We start from the raw sequence: 17,789 nt of genomic DNA, 5'->3' as shown, positions 1-17,789 counted from the left end.
TAACCCTTGACGTAAAGATACGATACTTTTATTTCACAAAGGAGAATTATAATGTCATACGATTTGATTATTAAAAATGGAACGGTTGTTTTTGAGCATCAGGCTATTATTACGGATATTGCAGTCAAAGAAGGTAAAATAGCTGCGATTGGCAATGGCCTTACCGGGGCTAAAACGGAAATCGATGCTAGCGGAATGGTTGTGGCACCCGGAATGGTCGACGCCCATGCGCATATGTCTGAACCAGGGCGCACCCATTGGGAAGGGTATGAGACGGGTACACGTGCGGCGGCAAAAGGTGGCATTACCACTATGATCGAAATGCCGCTGAATCAACTGCCGGCAACCGTAGACAGAAATACCATTGAAATGAAGTTCTCTGCGGCGGAAGGCAAACTCACCATTGATGCTGCGCAATTTGGTGGATTGGTTTCCTATAATCTGGACCGCCTGCATGAGCTTGATGAAGCGGGTGTGGTGGCCTACAAATGCTTTGTGGCAACCTGTGGCGATCGTAGCGTCAGCAATGATTTTCGTGATGTAAACGATTACGAATATTTCAAGGGGCTACAAATCCTTGCCAAGCGAGATCAACTGGTTGCCGTTCACGCAGAAAATGCCCTGATTTGTGATGAGTTGGGGAGAGAAGCCAAAGAGGAAGGTCGTGTCTCGGCCCATGATTACGTGGCATCTCGCCCGGTATTTACCGAGGTTGAAGCTATCCGTCGGGTGCTGTATCTGGCTAAAGTTGCTGGCTGCCGTTTGCATATTTGCCATATAAGCAGCCCTGAAGGGGTGGCTGAAGTTACCCGCGCACGTCAGGAAGGGCAGCAGGTCACTTGTGAATCCTGTCCACACTATTTTGTCCTGGATACTGCACAGTTTGAAGACATTGGCACGTTGGCGAAGTGCTCACCGCCAATTCGTGATGCGCAGAATCAACGGGGTTTATGGGATAAACTGTTTAATGGTGAGATAGACTGCCTGGTTTCCGATCACTCACCTTGCCCGCCAGACATGAAAGCAGGCAATATCATGCAGGCATGGGGAGGGATCGCCGGTATTCAAAACTGTGTCGACATCATGTTTGACGAAGCGGTACAGAAAAGAGGGATGTCACTGCCTGACTTCTCTAAATTGATGTCTACCAACGCCGCCGATATTTTTGGCTTGAAACACAAAGGGCGTATAGCTTTAGGTAAAGATGCGGATCTGGTGTTTATTCAACCCAACAGTAGCTACGTGTTGACCAACGACGATCTGGAGTATCGCCATAAAGTGAGCCCGTATGTTGGCCGTAAAATCAATGCTCGCGTAACGAAAACCATCCTGCGCGGTGAAGTGATTTACGACATCAAGAGCGGCTTTGGGGCGCGCCCAATAGGTAAGTTTGTATTGAAAAATCAGCAATAAGTATTGGTAAACAGCGCGTTCATCATCTGGTGGACGCGGCTGTCTCTACCTGAAATAGACTTTTAAAAGGATAGTGTATCCATGACTGGATATCGGTGGTGGCGAGGTCATTGGCTGTCAGGCTTTCAGTGGTTTTTCTTTATCTTCTGCAATACAGTGGTTGTTCCTCCAACGTTACAGTCGGCGTTTCAGTTATCGCCCAGTGTGACTTTTTGCATCACCCAATATACTTTTCTTGCCACCGCTATCGCCTGCTTATTCCAGGTGATGCTGGGGCACCGGCGCGCGATTATGGAAGGCCCAACAGGCCTATGGTGGGTGACAATATTAACGCTGACCCTGGCTGAGTCAGTAAATGGTACGCCTTTACCGGTGATCGGTGGCAGTCTGGCTGTCGGGATCATGTTGTCAGGCATCTTGACCATTTTGATTGGTGTGACAGGGATAGGGCACCGGCTTGCTTCACTGTTTCGCCCGGCAGTGATGGGAACTTTTATGTTCCTGCTGGGCGCACAACTGGTGACTATTTTTATGAAAGGCATGCTTGGTTTGCCTTTTGGCGTCTCTGCGGGCCCGGTGGTGATTGACTATCAGGCCTTCTCTCTGGCGATTGCGGTTATGCTGCTGATCGTGATAACGATTGTTTTCTTGCCGCGTGAGATTGGTAAATATGCGTTACTTATCGGAACAATAGTCGGTTGGATAGCTTACAGCTTCCTGTTTAAACCCCAGGCGTTGGATATTAGTGAACACCAATGGTTACTTTTTCCTCTGGGGGAACCACATGATCTGCGGCCAGGTATTATCATCAGCGCTTTGCTGACTGGGCTGGTCAATATTTCCAATACCTTTGGTGCGATACGCGGGACTGACTCCTTTTATGGCGATCAGCTTGCCAATAAGGCCATGTATCGCCGCAGCTTTGTTTCTTCCGGCCTATTGACTTGCCTCTCGGCTCCATTAGGGGTGGTGCCATTCTCACCGTTTGTTTCTTCTATTGGTCTGATTACCCAAACGCAGGATAGCAGTCGGCAGTCATTTATCATCGGTGGTCTGCTTTTTCTGCTGATAGGAGTGAGTATGCCGCTGGTCAGGTTCTTCTGCGGTATTCCTTTGACTATTACTAGCGCGGTAATGCTGGTCTCTTATCTACCGCTACTCTATTCGGCTTTTTTCTTTTTCAATCAGGTCACGCTAACTCCCAGAAATGTCTATCGTTTGGCGTTACCGCTATTTTTCGGGATATTCTTCATGAGTATGCCTGCCGCCTTTTTACACAGCGTACCTGTAATGATCAGGCCCTTGTTGAGCAATGGCCTATTGATCGGCGTGATCCTGGCCATCATTCTAGAAAATGCATTGCCTTGGGATCGACTTAAGTAATGTCATTTTCTTAGTTACTAATGAAAAATGATGTTTAGACCTTAATTCATTCAAGTTGCAGGGCAAGAACGCAATGCGTTTTTGTCATGTAACTTGAAGAGCGACGAGTATAGCTAATTATTTTAAAAGTGCTATCGCATAAGTAGGCGGTGGCACTTAGTTTACCTTGAAATCCATATGGATATGCATTCTGACTCCATGGCTATAAATCTGATAAACGTCAACGCGCAAGAAAACTTTTGTCTGATATACCTTAATTGAGGGGGGGCGGCGATTGGAAAAATTGTTTCTTGGTGCTTTGAAGTGGTTTTTTTATGAATAATGAGGAATGAGTATGTTTAATAAAAAGTTATTTGCCAGCATTCTGTTTATTACCTCCAGTCTATCATTTTCTGCATTCTCTGCCGAAAAAGTCATTTATATCGATGAACTGAATTCGATGAGCCAGGAAAAATTTGAGCAAGCGTTGGGTAATATATTTGAAAAAGCGCCTTGGGTGATCCAACAGGCAGGGGAAAAACGGCCTTATAAGGGATTCGTTGATCTGTATGAAGGTATTATTGAACCATTGAAAACAGCCCGCCCTGATGTATTGCTGGCATTGATTCAAAGTCATCCTAATCTGGCTTGTAAAGGCATTCGTACCGCTGATATTACGGCACACTCGCAAAGTGAACAGAGCGGGGCTGGGTTGGATCAGTGTACACAAGAAGAGGCAGACCTGTTACTAAATCTCAATAAGGATTACCAAAAGAAATTTGGTTTTCCATTTATGCTAGCCATCAAAGGTTATAATAAAACTGAAATTATTGAGCAGTTCCAGAAACGTATTAACAACGATAAACAACAGGAGTTTGATGGCGCTCTGCAACAGGTGTATAAAGTGGTTCTCTGGCGGTTACTTGATACAGTGAAATAAATTAAAAAATCGGTCGATGATATTGCATCGACCGAAATAAGGGGGGTGGTTTTTACCTAAAAATAAGCGTAAGAGAAAACTTAGAACTCGACGTCGCGGTTACAATCTTTAGAGTAAATATAGCTAAAACGCTCTTTTCCAACGCCGTAGGCTGCCTGTGGTACATAAGCAGCCATAAAGATATAGTCGCCTTTCTTTACTGGTACCCATTCATTATCGAGATTATAAACTCCAGTTCCGCTCAGAATATAGGCGCCGTGTTCTTGGACATGAGTTTCAATGTAACCATGGCTAGCGCCAGGCTCAAAAGAAAGAATATGAATATTCATATCAAACCCCAGATCTTTAGGTAGCAGATCTTGTAAAATCACGTCACTCATACCTTCATAGTGGATCTTTTCGAGGTTGTTCACATTATCACTGATGATACGTGCTTCGTAACCTTTGATACGATTATAGACACGCTTATACAGGAATAACTGGCTTGGCTTGCCAGCATTATCATTATGCAGGTGCAGAAGAACGCCAGCAGGGCAGTAGAGATAGCCACCGCTGGTCAGCGAGTAAGACGTATTGTCGGCTGAGGCACTGATCTTGCCGTCGATCACATAGACAAACGTTTCAATGTTTTCCCCCCCAAAACCCTGACTATTGTTACCATCAGCGTGCAGCGTCACCAGATAGTCGACAAAACTGGCACCCAACTTCGGCGTAGAAAGAATAGTGACATCGCAATTTTCGAAACCAGGGATAATGTTGCGTACCAGGCCTTCTACGGGAATCAATGCGTAGTTATTGCGTTTGATTACTGAACGAGATGATAGAATATCGGTTGGATAGCCAATTTGATTGTTGAGATAACCCACGTTAATTCTCCTAAGTCATAAATTTGCTTCTACCCTTCGTAGGCAGAAGTATGTTAATGCGCCAGTGTGGTCAAATTATTCTTGGTAAGCCAGTTGATAGAGTGTTTGTGCCAAGATTTTGACTCCTTCAGACAGGTCGCAAACGGCCGTTTTCTCTGCCGGATTGTGGCTGATGCCAGCAATACTGGGAACGAATATCATCACCGTTGGTACATGTGGAGCGAAGATTTGAGCATCGTGCCCGGCACCGCTGTGCATCAGCCGATAACTTAATCGCTGGCTCTCACAAAGGTGGACAATGTTCTGTACTAACTGTTTATCCATTGGAATAGGGGCTTCATCCATCCACAAGTCAATACTGGGGACAATATCCATTTCTGCGCAAATACGTTGAATATCGGTTTCTAACTGCTGTGTAAAACGCTCCAGCGTTTCCTGATCGGTATGACGACAGTCAATGGTGAATTGAGTATAACCCGGCACCACATTGACGACATTGGGTTTGGGGTCTACTTTGCCGAAGGTGAGTACCAGTGGATCCCCTTCAGCCTGTGCTTTAGCGATCGACTCACAGCAGATACGGCTAAAAGCGTGGATAGTATCCCGGCGATAGCTCATGGGGGTGCTACCGGCGTGATTGGCCTCCCCTTGCAAGGTAATACTATAACGGCGTTGCCCGACGATATCGGTTACGACACCGATGGTTTGCCCTTCCGTTTCCAATACCTTACCTTGTTCTATATGTAACTCTACAAAGGCGGTGAGATCGGTACGTGGAGATTGATTTTTGGGCGGGAAATTGAAGCCTGCGTTCTGCATGGCATCAACAAAATTAACGCCTGCCTTGTCACAGATAGATTTGACCTCTTCGCTGTTTGCCGTACCGACTACGTTCTTACTTCCCCAGAAAACATAAGGGAAGCGGCTACCCTCTTCTTCCGCAAGGGAAATCACTTCCAGAGTCCGCAACGGTGTTCCATAGGTTTCTTTTAGATACTTGATTGCCAGATAGGCGGCTTCGATGCCAAATTGCCCATCGAGATTGCCACCGTTGACTACGGTATCGATGTGGGAGCCAGAAAGAATAACTTGGTCAGGATACTTACTGCCTTGAAGACGGCCAGATAAATTGCCAATTGCATCGTAGGAGGCGGCCAAACCAACGGCTTCAAAAGCTTGCTTCAGCGCCTGTTGGGCATCAAGCCACTCTTTGGTATAGAGCAATCTGGTCATACCGCCGCTGGGATCTGCACCTATCTTGGATAGCCAGCCGGAGGTTTCGCTAATTTCTTGTCGGAAATCCTTCATATTGCCTGCCCGCTTTAAATTTCCCTGTTATATTGGGATCATCGGTAGAAAATAGGATGGCGATATACCCTTCATACTTCAAGTTGCTTGGGGGTTGCCCACATGCAACTTGAAGTCATTTGGGGATAGCTCTAGATTGAAAATAGAGCATCACCGTTCTTGTTAAATTATTCGAGTAATTAACTGGCAAAAGGATCTTTATGATCGTAGGAGCGCTGATATATATCATCGGAAATCAGATATTGATAAATATCATCAACAATATCAATGCCATTTTTTTCATTTTCTATTTCACGCATATGGCTGCCTTGGCCAGGATAGAGCACTTTTGCCACACCTGGTGCCGGTTTTATTTCATTCAGCTCTTTCATCACTTGGCTGATATGCTTACGGAAAGCGCTTTCGTTAGTGAAATAGCCAGGATTAAGCACAATATGCAGTTGGCCCAATTCCCGGCCTGCGCTCAGATCGTGATACATCGAACTGACATGTTTGCCGAAAGGCAAGCCGAGTAAAACACCGGAAAGGATATCCACCATCATCATCAAACCATAACCTTTTGGCCCGGCAATCGGCAACAACCCGCTGACGGCAAAAGGATCGGTGGTGTTCTTACCTTCACTGTCAACGGCCCAGGTATCCGGGATGGGCACATTGCGTGAACGGGCATCCAGCACCTTGCCCCAGGCTTGAACGGTGGTGGCCATATCAAAGGTAATAATGTCATCACCCTCGGCAGGTGCGGAGAACGCAATCGGGTTGGTGCCGTAGTACACTTCTGCGCCGCCGTACGGCACCACCATCGGATCTGACTGACACAGTGAAATACCCACCATGCCGGCGCGGGAGGCTTGCTGCACAAAATAAGAGAGCGCGCCGCTGTGGCCGATGCGGCGAACGCCCACCACCGCCACACCGTTCTCTTTCGCCATTTCAATGGCACGATCCATACTCAACTTGGCAGCGACGTGCCCGGCACCGTTATCCCCATCAAATACGGCACTACAGGGGCCGGTTTTTTCGAACGTGAAGTGCGGGTTGTTGTTGGTTCCGCCTTTGCTGATGCGCTCAGAGTAATACTCAACCCTCACCGCACCATGAGAATGGATGCCTCGGGCATCTGCGTGAACTAAAACGTCAGCAACAATCCCTGCGTGTTCCTGGCTGAGTCCTGCAGAATGAATTTTATTTTGAATGAGCTGATGTAATTGCTGCTTAGAGACTTTCATAGACAGTCCTTTCGTTACTACGGTTTATTTAAAGTCACCTTAGAAAGATAATGGTTAAAGTTTAGAGTAAATAATGTGATCCAGACAACCATTATTTTATTGGCATAAATTTTCGTTGAATGGCTTTAACATTATTAAAATGTTTCTAACAAAGGCCGAAAACATTTTTTATTGCTTTGATTAATAGTCGGGCGATTTAATGATTTTTTCTAAAAATGGGTAAAGTGTGATGAGACTCACCGTTAGTGCGGGTTTTTATTTGTAGCGTTTAAAAAGAATTAATAGGCAGAGTAAATAGCTTGCTGAAAATATCTCCAGTTGCCGTTTATGATCGATTAAAGATTATGACGTTCACATGTTGTTTTAAGGATATCGCTATGATCCATGCTTTTATAAAAAAAGGGAGCTTTCAGGACTCAGTCAGCCTGATGCTAATTTCCCGTAAACTCAGTGAATCACCCAACGTCGAAGAAATATCGGTCATGATGGGGACTCCAGCCAATAAATCCTTACTTGAAGTGACAGGCTTCTGGCACCCGCAGTTCAGCGACGCAACCCCCAATGATATTTGCGTGGCGATAAAAACGGACTCAACCGATAACACCATTACCGAACAGATCGGTGAAGCACTCGATAGCGCTCTGCAGGCTATTGCACAGGGGCAGCAGGGCGGCAAGCGTTTGCTGAAGGCTCGCAGTTGGCGTATGGCGCGGCAGAAATTGCCACAGGCCAATATGGTACTGATCTCCATTGCCGGGGAGTATGCCGCAGGTTTGGCCGATCAGGCGCTGGAAGACGGTTGTAACGTCATGATGTTCTCTGACAACGTCAGCGTGGAACAGGAAGTGGCGTTAAAAACCAAAGCACGTAGCAAGGGGCTGATCGTCATGGGGCCGGATTGCGGCACGGCTAATATTGCCGGAGCGCCAATGGCCTTTGCCAACGTTGCTCCCAACGGGAGTATCGGCATCATTGGTGCTTCGGGAACCGGTATTCAGGAGCTGACATCGCAAATTACCCTGGCTGGGCAGGGAATTTCACACGCGATCGGTCTTGGGGGGCGCGATTTATCCGCAGATGTTGGCGGTATCAGTGCTATCAGCGCATTGCAAATGCTGGCAGCCGATCCGCAAAGCCGGGTATTGGCGTTTGTCTCCAAGCCCCCGGCAGAAGCGGTACGCAAACGCATCATTGAAGAGATGAAAACCCTCGGTAAGCCAGTGGTCGCCTTGTTCCTTGGATCTAATGCGCCGTTGAAACAGGATGACAACATTACCTTCGCAACCACCCTGGACGAAGCCGCACGGCTTGCCGCGATGCTGGCACACGTGCAGCAAATGGCTGCCTTACAGCCGGCGGTATGCGGCAGCAAAATTTCTGGTTTGTATGCTGGCGGTACGCTGGCGGCGGAGTGTGCCATGTTGCTGGCCGAACGGCTTGGCGTGGAGGCCGACAGCACACATCAGCAGGGCTCGATGCTCAACGCCGGCGGGCACCGCATTATCGACATGGGGGATGATTTTTACACTCAGGGTAAACCGCACCCGATGATCGACCCTTCTACCCGCAATCAGGAAATTGTCCGCCTTGCCCATCAGCCGGAGGTGGGTGTCTTGCTGTTGGATGTAGTGATTGGCTATGGCGCACAGCAAGATCCGGCGGGCTCATTAGCTGATGCGGTGAAACGTGCGCGTGACAGTCGCGAACAGGCACGCCCACTGGCGGTTATTGCGACGGTAACCGGCACAGAGCAGGACCCACAGCAGCGTTCAAAACAGATTGCCACGCTGAATGAAGCGGGTATCGCGGTGATGCATTCACTACCCGAAGCGGTCGCGTTGGCCTGCCAGCTAATCAGCCCGCCACCCATTGGCATAACCACACCCCAACCCACGCTATTGGCCGGGCTTTCCGTGATTAATGCGGGCCTGCGTAGCTTTGCGGACGATCTGCAAACCAATGAAATTCCAGTGGTCCACTACCAATGGGCTCCGGTTGCCGGTGGCAATCAACGATTGGCTAACATACTGAAAAAATTAAAGTAAGGGATTGATATGTACGCATCTATTGAACAAGCAAATGCCGCTGTTATCGCCAGGATCCGTGAGGCTCGCCCGCACTGGCAGGATGTTGATTTAGCTAAAAATCTGATCCCGCAGTTGGCTCAGGGGAGAAAGTTGCTGCATGCCGGGCCACCGGTGACCTGGCAGGAAATGAGTGGCCCGGTTCGTGGCGCGTGTATTGGGGCCTGCCTGTTCGAGCAGTGGGCCGACAGCGAGCAGCAAGCGCTGGCGTTGCTGGAAAACGGTGAGGTCGAGTTTATCCCTTGCCATAACGTTAGCGCCGTTGGGCCAATGGGGGGCATTACCTCGGCCAATATGCCTTTGGTGGTGATAAAGAACATCGTTCACGGCAACTACGCCTACTGCAACATGAACGAAGGGATCGGTAAGGTGATGCGCTTTGGTGCCTATGGGCAAGATGTGCAGGAACGCTTACGCTGGATGCGTGACTCACTGGCACCGGTATTGAAAGACGTACTGGCAACATTCGAGCAAGGCGTCGATCTCACCGCGCTGATGGCACAGGCTATCACCATGGGGGATGAATTCCACCAGCGTAACATTGCGGCATCGGCACTGTTGATGCGCCAGTTAGCTCCAAGAATCAGCCTGCTCGAGCGGGACAAAGGTGAACTGGCCAAGGTTATGCAGTTCCTCAGTATCACCGACCAGTTTTTCCTCAATCTGGCAATGGCTTATTGCAAAGCGGCGATGGATGCTGGCGCAGAGATTAAGCAGGGCACCATTGTGACGGTTATGACCCGCAACGGCAAAAACTTCGGTATCAAAATCAGTGGTATGGGTGAACAGTGGTTTACTGCGCCGGTGAATACCCCGGAAGGTTTGTTCTTCTCCGGCTTTAGTCAGGCTGATGCTAACCCGGATATTGGCGACAGCGCCATCACCGAAACCTTCGGTATTGGCGGCGCGGCCATGGTTGCGGCACCCGGTGTGACCCGCTTTGTTGGCGCGGCTGGGGGGATGAGTGCTGCGACCGATATCTCGGAGGAAATGGCCGAGATTTATCTTGAACGCAACATGATGCTGCAGATCCCAACCTGGGATTTCCAGGGTGCTTGTCTGGGGTTGGATGCCCGGCGGGTAGTGGAAACGGGCATCACGCCGTTGATTAACACCGGCATTGCGCATCGGGAAGCCGGTGTCGGGCAAATCGGGGCAGGGACAGTGCGTGCGCCGTTGGGCTGTTTTGAAAAGGCCATTGAGGCACTGGCGGAAAAATTGGGCGTTAGCGCCTGACAGGCCTATGCGCCCGGTTAATACCGGGCGCAGGAGAGAGTGATGATCATTACCGCGTTAACCGTCAGCGACCATGCAACACAAGACTATGGCCCGTTACGCTGTGTTGGGCGTTTCAACAATGCGATCAATTTTCTTTCGCAGAACGATCGTCTGTTAACCCTACACCGTGAAGGGCATGGCCTCAGCCCAATGGGCTGGGAAATCGGTGATGATGATTTCGATGAAGTGTTTGATAGCCAGCCTTTAGCGGCACGTTGCCAACTTTCCCCGCTGGGGCTCGAACTGGATCATGCGCTTATCTATTGTCGAGTTAAACGGCTCAATCTACATCTGGCTCTGGGGGATGAAATTCCATTGCCTCCCTTGGTTAGTGCGCTGGCGGATGAAACAGCTCATACCGGTCTGTTTGGCCGTCTGGATCGGCTCGTTGAGCACGCTCTTTGTGGGGAAATCCGCGATATTCAGTCGCGCTTTACCCGTTGGCTGCAAGGAGAAAACGTTGATTGGAGTACGGTGCTTGGCAAGGGGCCGGGCTTGACACCAAGCAATGATGACACGCTGGTGGGTATGTTACTGACCGCTCATCTGGATAGCCGCGTGGACGTCACCCAATTACCGAATTTCTTCGCGGGCAGCCAGCCATTAAGCCAACTGACCACGTTGGTAAGCGTGTACTACCTGCAGTTTGCAGCGAAGGGGATCTTCTCCACGCCGTTACAGTTGTTGGCGCGAGCCTTGCTCAGGCCCAGCGAATTACCTGATGCGATTAGCGATCTGCTGGAGACTGGGCATTTTTCTGGTGCCGACACGCTATTGGGCATCTGGCTGGGTGTGCAGACCATCAATCGCCTTTATTAGGCACAGTTAACTACAGGAAGTTGAATGGAAACGTTAGTTATTGCTTTAGGGGGCAATGCCCTGCTACAGCGTGGAGCGCTGTTATCTGCGGAAAACCAGTACCAGAGTATTTCATTAATTGCCGATGCGATTGGCAAGCTGGCCAAAAAATACCGGATTGCCATTGTGCACGGCAATGGCCCTCAAGTGGGGTTGCTGGCCTTGCAAAACTTGGCCTACCGTGATGTTCCCCCTTATCCACTGGATATTCTGGTGGCTGAAAGCCAGGGCATGATCGGCTATATGCTGGCGCAGCAGCTCGGTGTTTTTCATCCTTCACAGCCGGTATCGACTCTGCTGACTCGTGTATTGGTCGACAGCCAGGATCCGGCCTATCAGCAGCCCAGCAAATTTATCGGCCCGGTCTATCAACCGCAGCAGCAGAAAGCGTTACAGCAGGAGTATGGCTGGAGCATGAAGCTGGACGGGAAATATCTGCGCCGTGTTGTCCCTTCACCGGAACCGAAAAAAATCCTCGATATTGAAGCTATCGAACTGCTGTTGGCCAAAAACCACATTGTGATTTGCAACGGTGGCGGCGGTATTCCGATGGTGGCTTCCCCCGAAGGAATGGTAGGCAGTGAGGCGGTGATTGATAAAGATCTGGCCTCGGCCCTGTTGGCAGAAGCGCTGTCTGCCGATCATCTGGTGATCCTCACCGACGCGGATGCGGTTTATCAACACTGGGGAACGCCGCAGCAGAAAGCCATTCGCGCTGCTACCGCCAAAGAACTGGCACCACTGGCAGTGGCTGATGGTGCCATGGGGCCGAAAATCATGGCGGTCAGCCGCTTTGTACAGCGGAGCGGGAAAGTCGCTCACATTGGTGCATTAAAGGATATCGAGTTGGTACTGGCAGGCAGCGCAGGCACATTAATTACGCCTTGAGCGGGAAACTCTGAGGCCCATTTATGGGCCTCAGAGGACTTGCGGGAATATTAATAAAGCAAAGAATAGAGCTGCCGACGGTACTTGGCAGCCAGCGCATCACCGGTACCCAGTGCGGCCAGAATGTCCATCATCGTTTTGCGCGCGTTGCCATTTGCTGCGGCCAAATCTTTCTTCAGATGCCCGATTAGCAGTTCCAGCGCCTCTTCGTTGCGGCCAACCTGATGCAGTTGCAGGGCTAACTGCACGGCCAGCTCAACGTTTTCCGGTTGTTGCTGAACTTGTTGCTGTAATTGCTGGATTTCTGGCGTATCGGCAGCCTGCTTCAACAACTCAATCTGAGCGACCAAACCTTGATAGCGGGTATCGCGATCCTGTAATGGGATCTTGCTCAACACCGCTTCAGCATCCTCTATTTTGTTCAGAGCAATTTGCGTTTCAGCAAGCAGCAGGCCGATATCGCTACGCTGGTCGCTGAGTTGCCAGGCCTCTTTCAACAGCGGTAATGCGTCGATTGCCCGCTCTTCTGCCAGCAGCTCAGTGGCCTCTGCCAGTTTCAGATCTTCGGCTTTAGGCAGGAAGCGTTGCAGGAATTCGCGGATCATCTCTTCCGGCTGCGGCCCTTGGAAACCATCAACCGGTTGCCCGTCTTTGAACATATACACGGTAGGGATCGAGCGTAACCCAAACTGGGAGGCGATCATCTGTTCCGCATCGCAGTCCACCTTCGCCAGGACGAACTGCCCAGCGTATTCTGCCGCCAGCTTATCCAGCACCGGGGTAAGCTGCAGACAGTGTTGGCTGCGATCGGACCAGAAATAGAACAGCACTGGGACCGACATGGACTGATCCAGTACCTGGTGCAGGTTAGTTTCGTTAATATCAACTACAGCTTGAGCTAGCATGATTTCTCTCTATCTGAACTTGCGGTGCAATTCATCATAAGTGGGGGCAAACTGGCATACTTCAACCCTTGTCCCGGCTTGCTTAACCATTACTGCGCATTAACCAGTCCAACATCCGGCCCGGTAACAGACGGCGCAAAATCCCCATTGCGTGGGCCAGCAAGGTTACCGGATAGCGCAGTTTAGCCCTCGGGCTTTCCAGCGCGTGCAGCAGTTTGGGCAACACCGCCTCGGCAGGCAACGTCAAACGCTTGGCGATGCTGGGGTTATGTACCGGTTTATCGCTCTGCGCCTGATCGACGTTTTGAGTGAAGTGGGTGGTCAGTGGACCGGGTTCGATCAGGCTGACTTGAATACCACTACCGTGCAACTCCATACGCAGCGCATCCGACCAGGCTTCCAGGGCAAACTTGCTGGCGGCGTAGGCACCGCGCCCGGCACTGGAGATTAACCCCATCACCGAACTGGTCTGAATGATCCGCCCTTCGCCGTGTGGCAGCATGGCGGGCAGCAGCAACTGGGTCAACTGATGGGTACCAAACAGATTAGCGGAGAACTGCCGCTCCAGCTGTTGGCGTGAAACAGAACTGAGCGGACCATAAACACCAAAACCGGCATTGTTGAACAGGCCATATAGACGCCCGTTGGTCAGCGCGATAACCTGCGCGGCGGCGCGCTCTACGCTGGTGCTGTCGTCTAAATCCAGTTCTATGCCTTCCAGCCCGAGTTGGTTCATGCGCTCTACATCTTCGGGTTTACGGCAGGCGGCCAGGACGCGATAGCCCCGGTTGCGCAGATCCTGCGCTGCAATCAATCCAATCCCGCTCGAACAGCCGGTTATTAATACCGCTTTTTGCATAACTTTACCTACTAGGCAGCCCTATTTAGTTAGACTCATGTTTTACTAGTGGCTCCAGCTGCTTTGCCATCCAGGTGGCAATGAACGGCTGGGCATCCTGATTGGGATGTAATCCGTCATCCTGCATCCATTCCGGTTTGATCACCACCTGTTCCATAAAGAACGGCAGCAGCGGAATGTTGAACTGCTTGGCCAGCGCCGGGTAGATTGCCCCGAAAGCCTCGGTGTAACGGCGGCCATAGTTTGGCGGAATATGGATTTGCATCAGCAGCGGTTTTGCACCGGCCTGCTGAATGAGGGTGATAATCTGGCTGAGATCGCGTTCAATGTCCGCAGCAGGAAAGCCGCGTAAGCCATCGTTGGCACCCAGTTCGACGACTACCCAGCGCGGCTGGTGCTGTTTCAGCAGTTCAGGCAGGCGTGCCAGCCCCTGCGCGGCGGTATCGCCACTGATACTGGCATTAATCACCTGTGGGCGATCGGGCTGCTTCAACCACTGATTGGCCAGCCGGGTTGGCCAGGCTTGTGCCACCGGTAACCGGTAACCAGCGCTTAAACTGTCGCCTAATATCAATAAGGTATCGGCTGCGACAGCACGTATACTGAATAATCCCAACAGCAAAAGGAAGGGAAGATACCAGTGGAAAACGTTCTTGAAGTTCATCATCTTAGTAAACACGTTGGTCAAGGTGAGCATCAGCTCACCATCCTTACCGGAGTCGAGCTGGTTGTCAAACCCGCACAGACAATTGCCTTGATTGGCGAATCAGGTTCGGGTAAATCGACGTTGCTGGGTATTCTTGCCGGATTGGACGACGGTAGTAAAGGGGAAGTGCGGTTGCTGGGGGAATCGCTGACGGAACTGGACGAAGAGGGGCGGGCGGCGCTCCGGGCGAAAAACGTCGGGTTTGTATTCCAGTCCTTTATGTTGGTCCCCACATTGAATGCGCTGGAGAATGTGCAGTTACCGGCGTTACTGCGTGGTGAAAGTGACCGGCAGAGCCGTGAACAGGCGGTGAAACTGCTGGAGCAGTTGGGGCTGGGTAAGCGCCTCCATCATCTGCCTGCCCAGCTTTCTGGCGGTGAACAGCAGCGGGTAGCACTGGCGCGCGCCTTCAGCGGCCGCCCACGCGTGCTGTTCGCCGATGAACCCACCGGTAACCTTGATCGCCAGACCGGGGAGCGGATTGCCGATCTGTTGTTCTCCCTTAACCGTGATTTTTCCACCACTCTGATCCTGGTGACTCATGACGAGACTCTCGCTGCACGCTGCCAGCGGCGTTTGCGGCTGCGTGAAGGCCAGCTTTGGGAGGAAGCATGATCTGGCGTTGGTTCTGGCGTGAATGGCGCTCGCCTTCGCTGCTGATTGTCTGGCTGGCCCTGACCCTATCGGTAGCCTGCGTCCTGGCTCTCGGCAGCATCAGCGATCGGATGGATAAAGGCTTGAGCCAGCAAAGCCGCGATTTTATTGCCGGTGACCGCGTATTGCGTTCTGCGCGACCGGTGCCGGAAGGTTGGCTTCTCGATGCGCAGCATCAAGGATTGCAGGTTAGCCGCCAGCTCGGTTTCACTACCATGACCTATGCGGGTGAGCGCCCGCAGTTGGCTAATGTCAAAGCCACTGATGTCGCCTACCCGCTGTATGGCAAACTGGAAACACGCCCGGCCAATCTCAAACCGCAGCCGGGCACCGTGCTGGTGGCACCGCGCTTGCTGGCGTTATTGGACAGTAAAGTCGGTGACAATCTGGATGTCGGGGATACCACGTTACGTATTGCTGGTGAGATCCTTCAGGAACCTGACTCCGGTTTCAACCCTTTCCAGACCGCGCCAACGATTATCATCAATCTGGCAGATGTGGACAAAACCGGGGCGGTGCAACCGGGTAGCCGTTTGACCTATCGCTATATGTTTGCCGGTGCGCCGGAAGACATTCAGCGTTTCGAGGAACGTTTGAAGCCACAGCTTAAACCCGATCAACGCTGGTACGGTTTGGAAGAGTCTGGCAGTGCGTTAGGTAAATCGCTGCAACGTTCGCAAAATTTCCTGCTGCTCTCGGCGTTGCTGACGCTGTTGCTGTCGATTGCCGCCGTGGCGGTGGCAATGAGCCACTATTGCCGCAGCCGTTATGATTTGATCGCGGTGTTGAAAACGCTGGGGGCTGGCAGAAAGGCACTCAGCCAACTGATCATCGGCCAGTGGCTAGCGGTGCTGCTGTTAGCAGGCGTCTGTGGCAGCCTGATCGGTCTGGGCTTTGAGGCTTTACTGATACGCTTGCTGGCACCGGTATTGCCTGGGGAATTACCCGCAGCCGGGGCCTGGCCATGGTTGTGGGCGATGGGCGCTTTGGTGATGATTTCGCTGTTGGTTGGCCTGCGCCCGTATCGGCAATTGTTAGCCACTCAGCCGTTACGCGTTTTGCGCCGCGATGTGGTTGCCAACGTATGGCCGTTGCGTTATTTCCTGCCTACCACACTAGTGATTGTGGTGCTGTTACTGACCGTGCTGATGGGGGCCAGTACGCTGCTGTGGGCCATTCTTGCCGGTATGGTGGTGTTGGCACTGCTCTTGGCAGGGATTGGCTGGGGCAGCCTGCTGCTATTACGGCGTATCACGCTGAAAAACCTGGCGCTACGGCTGGCGGTAAATCGCCTGCTGCATCAGCCCTGGGTCACGATCAGCCAACTGTCAGCGTTCTCTTTATCCTTCATGTTACTGGCGCTGTTGCTGGTGCTACGGGGCGATCTGCTCGATCGCTGGCAACAGCAATTACCGCCGGGCAGCCCGAACTATTTCCTGCTGAATATCACCACCGCACAGGTGCCGGAGGTAAAAACCTTCTTGCAGCAGCACCAGTTGAAGCAGGAAACCTTCTACCCGATTATTCGCGTTCGCCTGACGGAAATTAACCAACAGCTGGCGACGGAACGTGTTCATGAGGACGATCCCGGTGGTGAAGCGGTTAACCGGGAGTTGAATCTGACCTGGCAAGCGGATCTGCCGGATCACAACCCACTGACTGCAGGCACCTGGCCGCCGAAAAGCGGTGAAGTCTCCATGGATGAAGGGATCGCCGGGCGGCTCAAGATCAAGCTGGGGGATACGCTGACGTTCAGTGGTGATACTCAATCGTTTAGCGCCAAAGTCACCAGTCTGCGGCAGGTGGATTGGGAGAGCCTAAAACCGAACTTCTATTTTATCTTCCCGCCGGGTGCACTAGACGGCCAACCGCAAACCTGGCTGACCAGTTTCCGTTACGATGGCGATGGCAAAGTGCTGACGCAGCTTAACCGTCAGTTCCCAACGCTGAGCCTGCTGGATATTGGCTCCATTCTGAAGCAGGTGGGCGGCGTGTTACAGCAGGTGAGTAAAGCACTAGAAGTCATGGTGGTGCTGGTGGTGGTCTGCGGTGGCCTGTTGCTGATGGCTCAGGTGCAGGTAGGGATGCGCCAGCGTCGGCAAGAGTTGGTGGTTTACCGCACACTGGGTGCGGGCAAACGCCTGCTGCGTGGCACGTTATGGTGTGAGTTCGCTTTGTTGGGGCTGGTCGCTGGTATTGCGGCGGCGGTGGGAGCCGAGGCGGCATTATGGTTGTTGCAGACCAAGGTGTTTGACTTCCCGTGGTCACCAACGCCGGTACTGTGGTGGGCGTTACCGTTGCTGAGTGCCTTGTTGCTCTCGCTGTGTGGCGGTTGGTTGGGAGTACGTCTGCTGCGTGGGCAGGCACTGTTCCGCAGCTACGAAGGTTAACGAGGTAGAGAATGGGTTCAGTGTTGCTGAACCCATAGTTTTATCGCTG

General features: G+C 51.5%; 15 protein-coding genes. 9 read left to right on the top strand and 6 right to left on the bottom strand.

Annotated features, from left to right (window positions below):
- Positions 1-51: 51 nt before the first annotated feature.
- From allB to uraD, 3 genes are all read left to right on the top strand, one after another.
- Complete coding sequence (allB, locus tag SAQUA_RS17710; RefSeq protein ID WP_380674841.1) at positions 52-1,413, top strand: allantoinase AllB; 1,362 nt, start codon at positions 52-54, stop codon at positions 1,411-1,413.
- Positions 1,414-1,494: 81 nt separating this feature from the next.
- The gene (locus SAQUA_RS17705) at positions 1,495-2,796 is read left to right on the top strand and encodes a uracil/xanthine transporter (RefSeq protein WP_380674843.1); all 1,302 of its coding nucleotides are present in this window, start codon (positions 1,495-1,497) and stop codon (positions 2,794-2,796) included.
- Positions 2,797-3,130: 334 nt separating this feature from the next.
- Positions 3,131-3,715 (top strand): 2-oxo-4-hydroxy-4-carboxy-5-ureidoimidazoline decarboxylase, encoded by a 585-nt coding sequence (gene uraD / locus SAQUA_RS17700; RefSeq protein WP_380674845.1) that lies wholly within the window; start codon positions 3,131-3,133, stop codon positions 3,713-3,715.
- Between the two features lie 80 nt (positions 3,716-3,795).
- Here the strand turns inward: uraD and allE are convergent, their stop codons facing one another.
- From allE to allD, 3 genes are all read right to left on the bottom strand, one after another.
- On the bottom strand, positions 3,796-4,581 hold the full coding sequence (gene allE / locus SAQUA_RS17695) for a (S)-ureidoglycine aminohydrolase (RefSeq protein ID WP_380674847.1): 786 nt from the start codon (positions 4,579-4,581) through the stop codon (positions 3,796-3,798).
- Between the two features lie 75 nt (positions 4,582-4,656).
- Entirely contained in the window at positions 4,657-5,889 is a 1,233-nt protein-coding gene (gene allC / locus SAQUA_RS17690; RefSeq protein ID WP_380674849.1) for an allantoate deiminase, read from the bottom strand.
- A 179-nt stretch (positions 5,890-6,068) separates the two neighbouring features.
- Positions 6,069-7,118, bottom strand: coding sequence for an ureidoglycolate dehydrogenase (gene allD, locus SAQUA_RS17685; protein ID WP_380674851.1), 1,050 nt, complete (start codon positions 7,116-7,118; stop codon positions 6,069-6,071).
- Between the two features lie 377 nt (positions 7,119-7,495).
- Between allD and SAQUA_RS17680 the strand changes: the two genes are divergently transcribed.
- The 4 genes from SAQUA_RS17680 to SAQUA_RS17665 are packed head-to-tail and all read left to right on the top strand — an operon-like array spanning position 7,496 to position 12,226.
- Positions 7,496-9,163, top strand: a complete 1,668-nt coding sequence (locus SAQUA_RS17680) for an acyl-CoA synthetase FdrA (RefSeq protein WP_380674853.1) — start codon at positions 7,496-7,498, stop codon at positions 9,161-9,163.
- A 9-nt stretch (positions 9,164-9,172) separates the two neighbouring features.
- The gene (locus SAQUA_RS17675; RefSeq protein ID WP_380674855.1) at positions 9,173-10,438 is read left to right on the top strand and encodes a DUF1116 domain-containing protein; all 1,266 of its coding nucleotides are present in this window, start codon (positions 9,173-9,175) and stop codon (positions 10,436-10,438) included.
- Positions 10,439-10,480: 42 nt separating this feature from the next.
- Entirely contained in the window at positions 10,481-11,299 is an 819-nt protein-coding gene (locus SAQUA_RS17670; RefSeq protein WP_380675065.1) for a DUF2877 domain-containing protein, read from the top strand.
- Between the two features lie 24 nt (positions 11,300-11,323).
- Positions 11,324-12,226 carry a carbamate kinase gene (locus tag SAQUA_RS17665; RefSeq protein WP_380674857.1) on the top strand — a complete coding sequence of 301 codons (903 nt, stop codon included), beginning with the start codon at positions 11,324-11,326 and terminating at the stop codon, positions 12,224-12,226.
- Between the two features lie 50 nt (positions 12,227-12,276).
- On the opposite strand, the gene SAQUA_RS17660 is transcribed toward SAQUA_RS17665, so the two are convergent.
- The 3 genes from SAQUA_RS17660 to tesA all read right to left on the bottom strand — a co-directional run bounded on the left by SAQUA_RS17660 (position 12,277) and on the right by tesA (position 14,654).
- Entirely contained in the window at positions 12,277-13,131 is an 855-nt protein-coding gene (locus SAQUA_RS17660; RefSeq protein ID WP_380674859.1) for a co-chaperone YbbN, read from the bottom strand.
- Between the two features lie 82 nt (positions 13,132-13,213).
- The gene (locus tag SAQUA_RS17655) at positions 13,214-13,990 is read right to left on the bottom strand and encodes an SDR family oxidoreductase (RefSeq protein ID WP_380674861.1); all 777 of its coding nucleotides are present in this window, start codon (positions 13,988-13,990) and stop codon (positions 13,214-13,216) included.
- Between the two features lie 25 nt (positions 13,991-14,015).
- Positions 14,016-14,654: a multifunctional acyl-CoA thioesterase I/protease I/lysophospholipase L1 gene (gene tesA / locus SAQUA_RS17650; RefSeq protein WP_380675067.1), complete on the bottom strand. Its 639-nt coding sequence runs from the start codon at positions 14,652-14,654 to the stop codon at positions 14,016-14,018.
- On the opposite strand from tesA, the gene ybbA reads away from it, so the two are divergent.
- Both ybbA and ybbP read left to right on the top strand, forming a co-directional pair.
- Positions 14,625-15,311, top strand: coding sequence for a putative ABC transporter ATP-binding protein YbbA (gene ybbA, locus SAQUA_RS17645; protein ID WP_380675069.1), 687 nt, complete (start codon positions 14,625-14,627; stop codon positions 15,309-15,311). The genes tesA and ybbA overlap by 30 nt on opposite strands.
- Positions 15,308-17,740: a putative ABC transporter permease subunit YbbP gene (gene ybbP / locus SAQUA_RS17640; RefSeq protein ID WP_380674863.1), complete on the top strand. Its 2,433-nt coding sequence runs from the start codon at positions 15,308-15,310 to the stop codon at positions 17,738-17,740. The genes ybbA and ybbP overlap by 4 nt, the downstream gene beginning before the upstream one ends.
- The last annotated feature ends 49 nt before the right edge of the window (positions 17,741-17,789 follow it).

Origin of the sequence: Serratia aquatilis (assembly GCF_044865145.1) — a bacterium.
GTDB classification, from domain to species: domain Bacteria; phylum Pseudomonadota; class Gammaproteobacteria; order Enterobacterales; family Enterobacteriaceae; genus Chania; species Chania aquatilis.
This window is presented reverse-complemented; position numbering and strand designations above follow the sequence as displayed.

Excerpts from the sequence above, each read along its gene's own strand:
- SAQUA_RS17680 (WP_380674853.1), top strand. The coding sequence starts at position 7,496 with ATGATCCATGCTTTTATAAAAAAAGGGAGCTTTCAGGACTCAGTCAGC.
- SAQUA_RS17665 (WP_380674857.1), top strand. The coding sequence starts at position 11,324 with ATGGAAACGTTAGTTATTGCTTTAGGGGGCAATGCCCTGCTACAGCGT.
- uraD (WP_380674845.1), top strand. The coding sequence starts at position 3,131 with ATGTTTAATAAAAAGTTATTTGCCAGCATTCTGTTTATTACCTCCAGT.
- allD (WP_380674851.1), bottom strand. The coding sequence starts at position 7,118 with ATGAAAGTCTCTAAGCAGCAATTACATCAGCTCATTCAAAATAAAATT.
- ybbP (WP_380674863.1), top strand. The coding sequence starts at position 15,308 with ATGATCTGGCGTTGGTTCTGGCGTGAATGGCGCTCGCCTTCGCTGCTG.
- SAQUA_RS17675 (WP_380674855.1), top strand. The coding sequence starts at position 9,173 with ATGTACGCATCTATTGAACAAGCAAATGCCGCTGTTATCGCCAGGATC.
- allC (WP_380674849.1), bottom strand. The coding sequence starts at position 5,889 with ATGAAGGATTTCCGACAAGAAATTAGCGAAACCTCCGGCTGGCTATCC.
- allB (WP_380674841.1), top strand. The coding sequence starts at position 52 with ATGTCATACGATTTGATTATTAAAAATGGAACGGTTGTTTTTGAGCAT.
- SAQUA_RS17660 (WP_380674859.1), bottom strand. The coding sequence starts at position 13,131 with ATGCTAGCTCAAGCTGTAGTTGATATTAACGAAACTAACCTGCACCAG.
- SAQUA_RS17705 (WP_380674843.1), top strand. The coding sequence starts at position 1,495 with ATGACTGGATATCGGTGGTGGCGAGGTCATTGGCTGTCAGGCTTTCAG.
- SAQUA_RS17670 (WP_380675065.1), top strand. The coding sequence starts at position 10,481 with ATGATCATTACCGCGTTAACCGTCAGCGACCATGCAACACAAGACTAT.
- SAQUA_RS17655 (WP_380674861.1), bottom strand. The coding sequence starts at position 13,990 with ATGCAAAAAGCGGTATTAATAACCGGCTGTTCGAGCGGGATTGGATTG.
- tesA (WP_380675067.1), bottom strand. The coding sequence starts at position 14,654 with ATGAACTTCAAGAACGTTTTCCACTGGTATCTTCCCTTCCTTTTGCTG.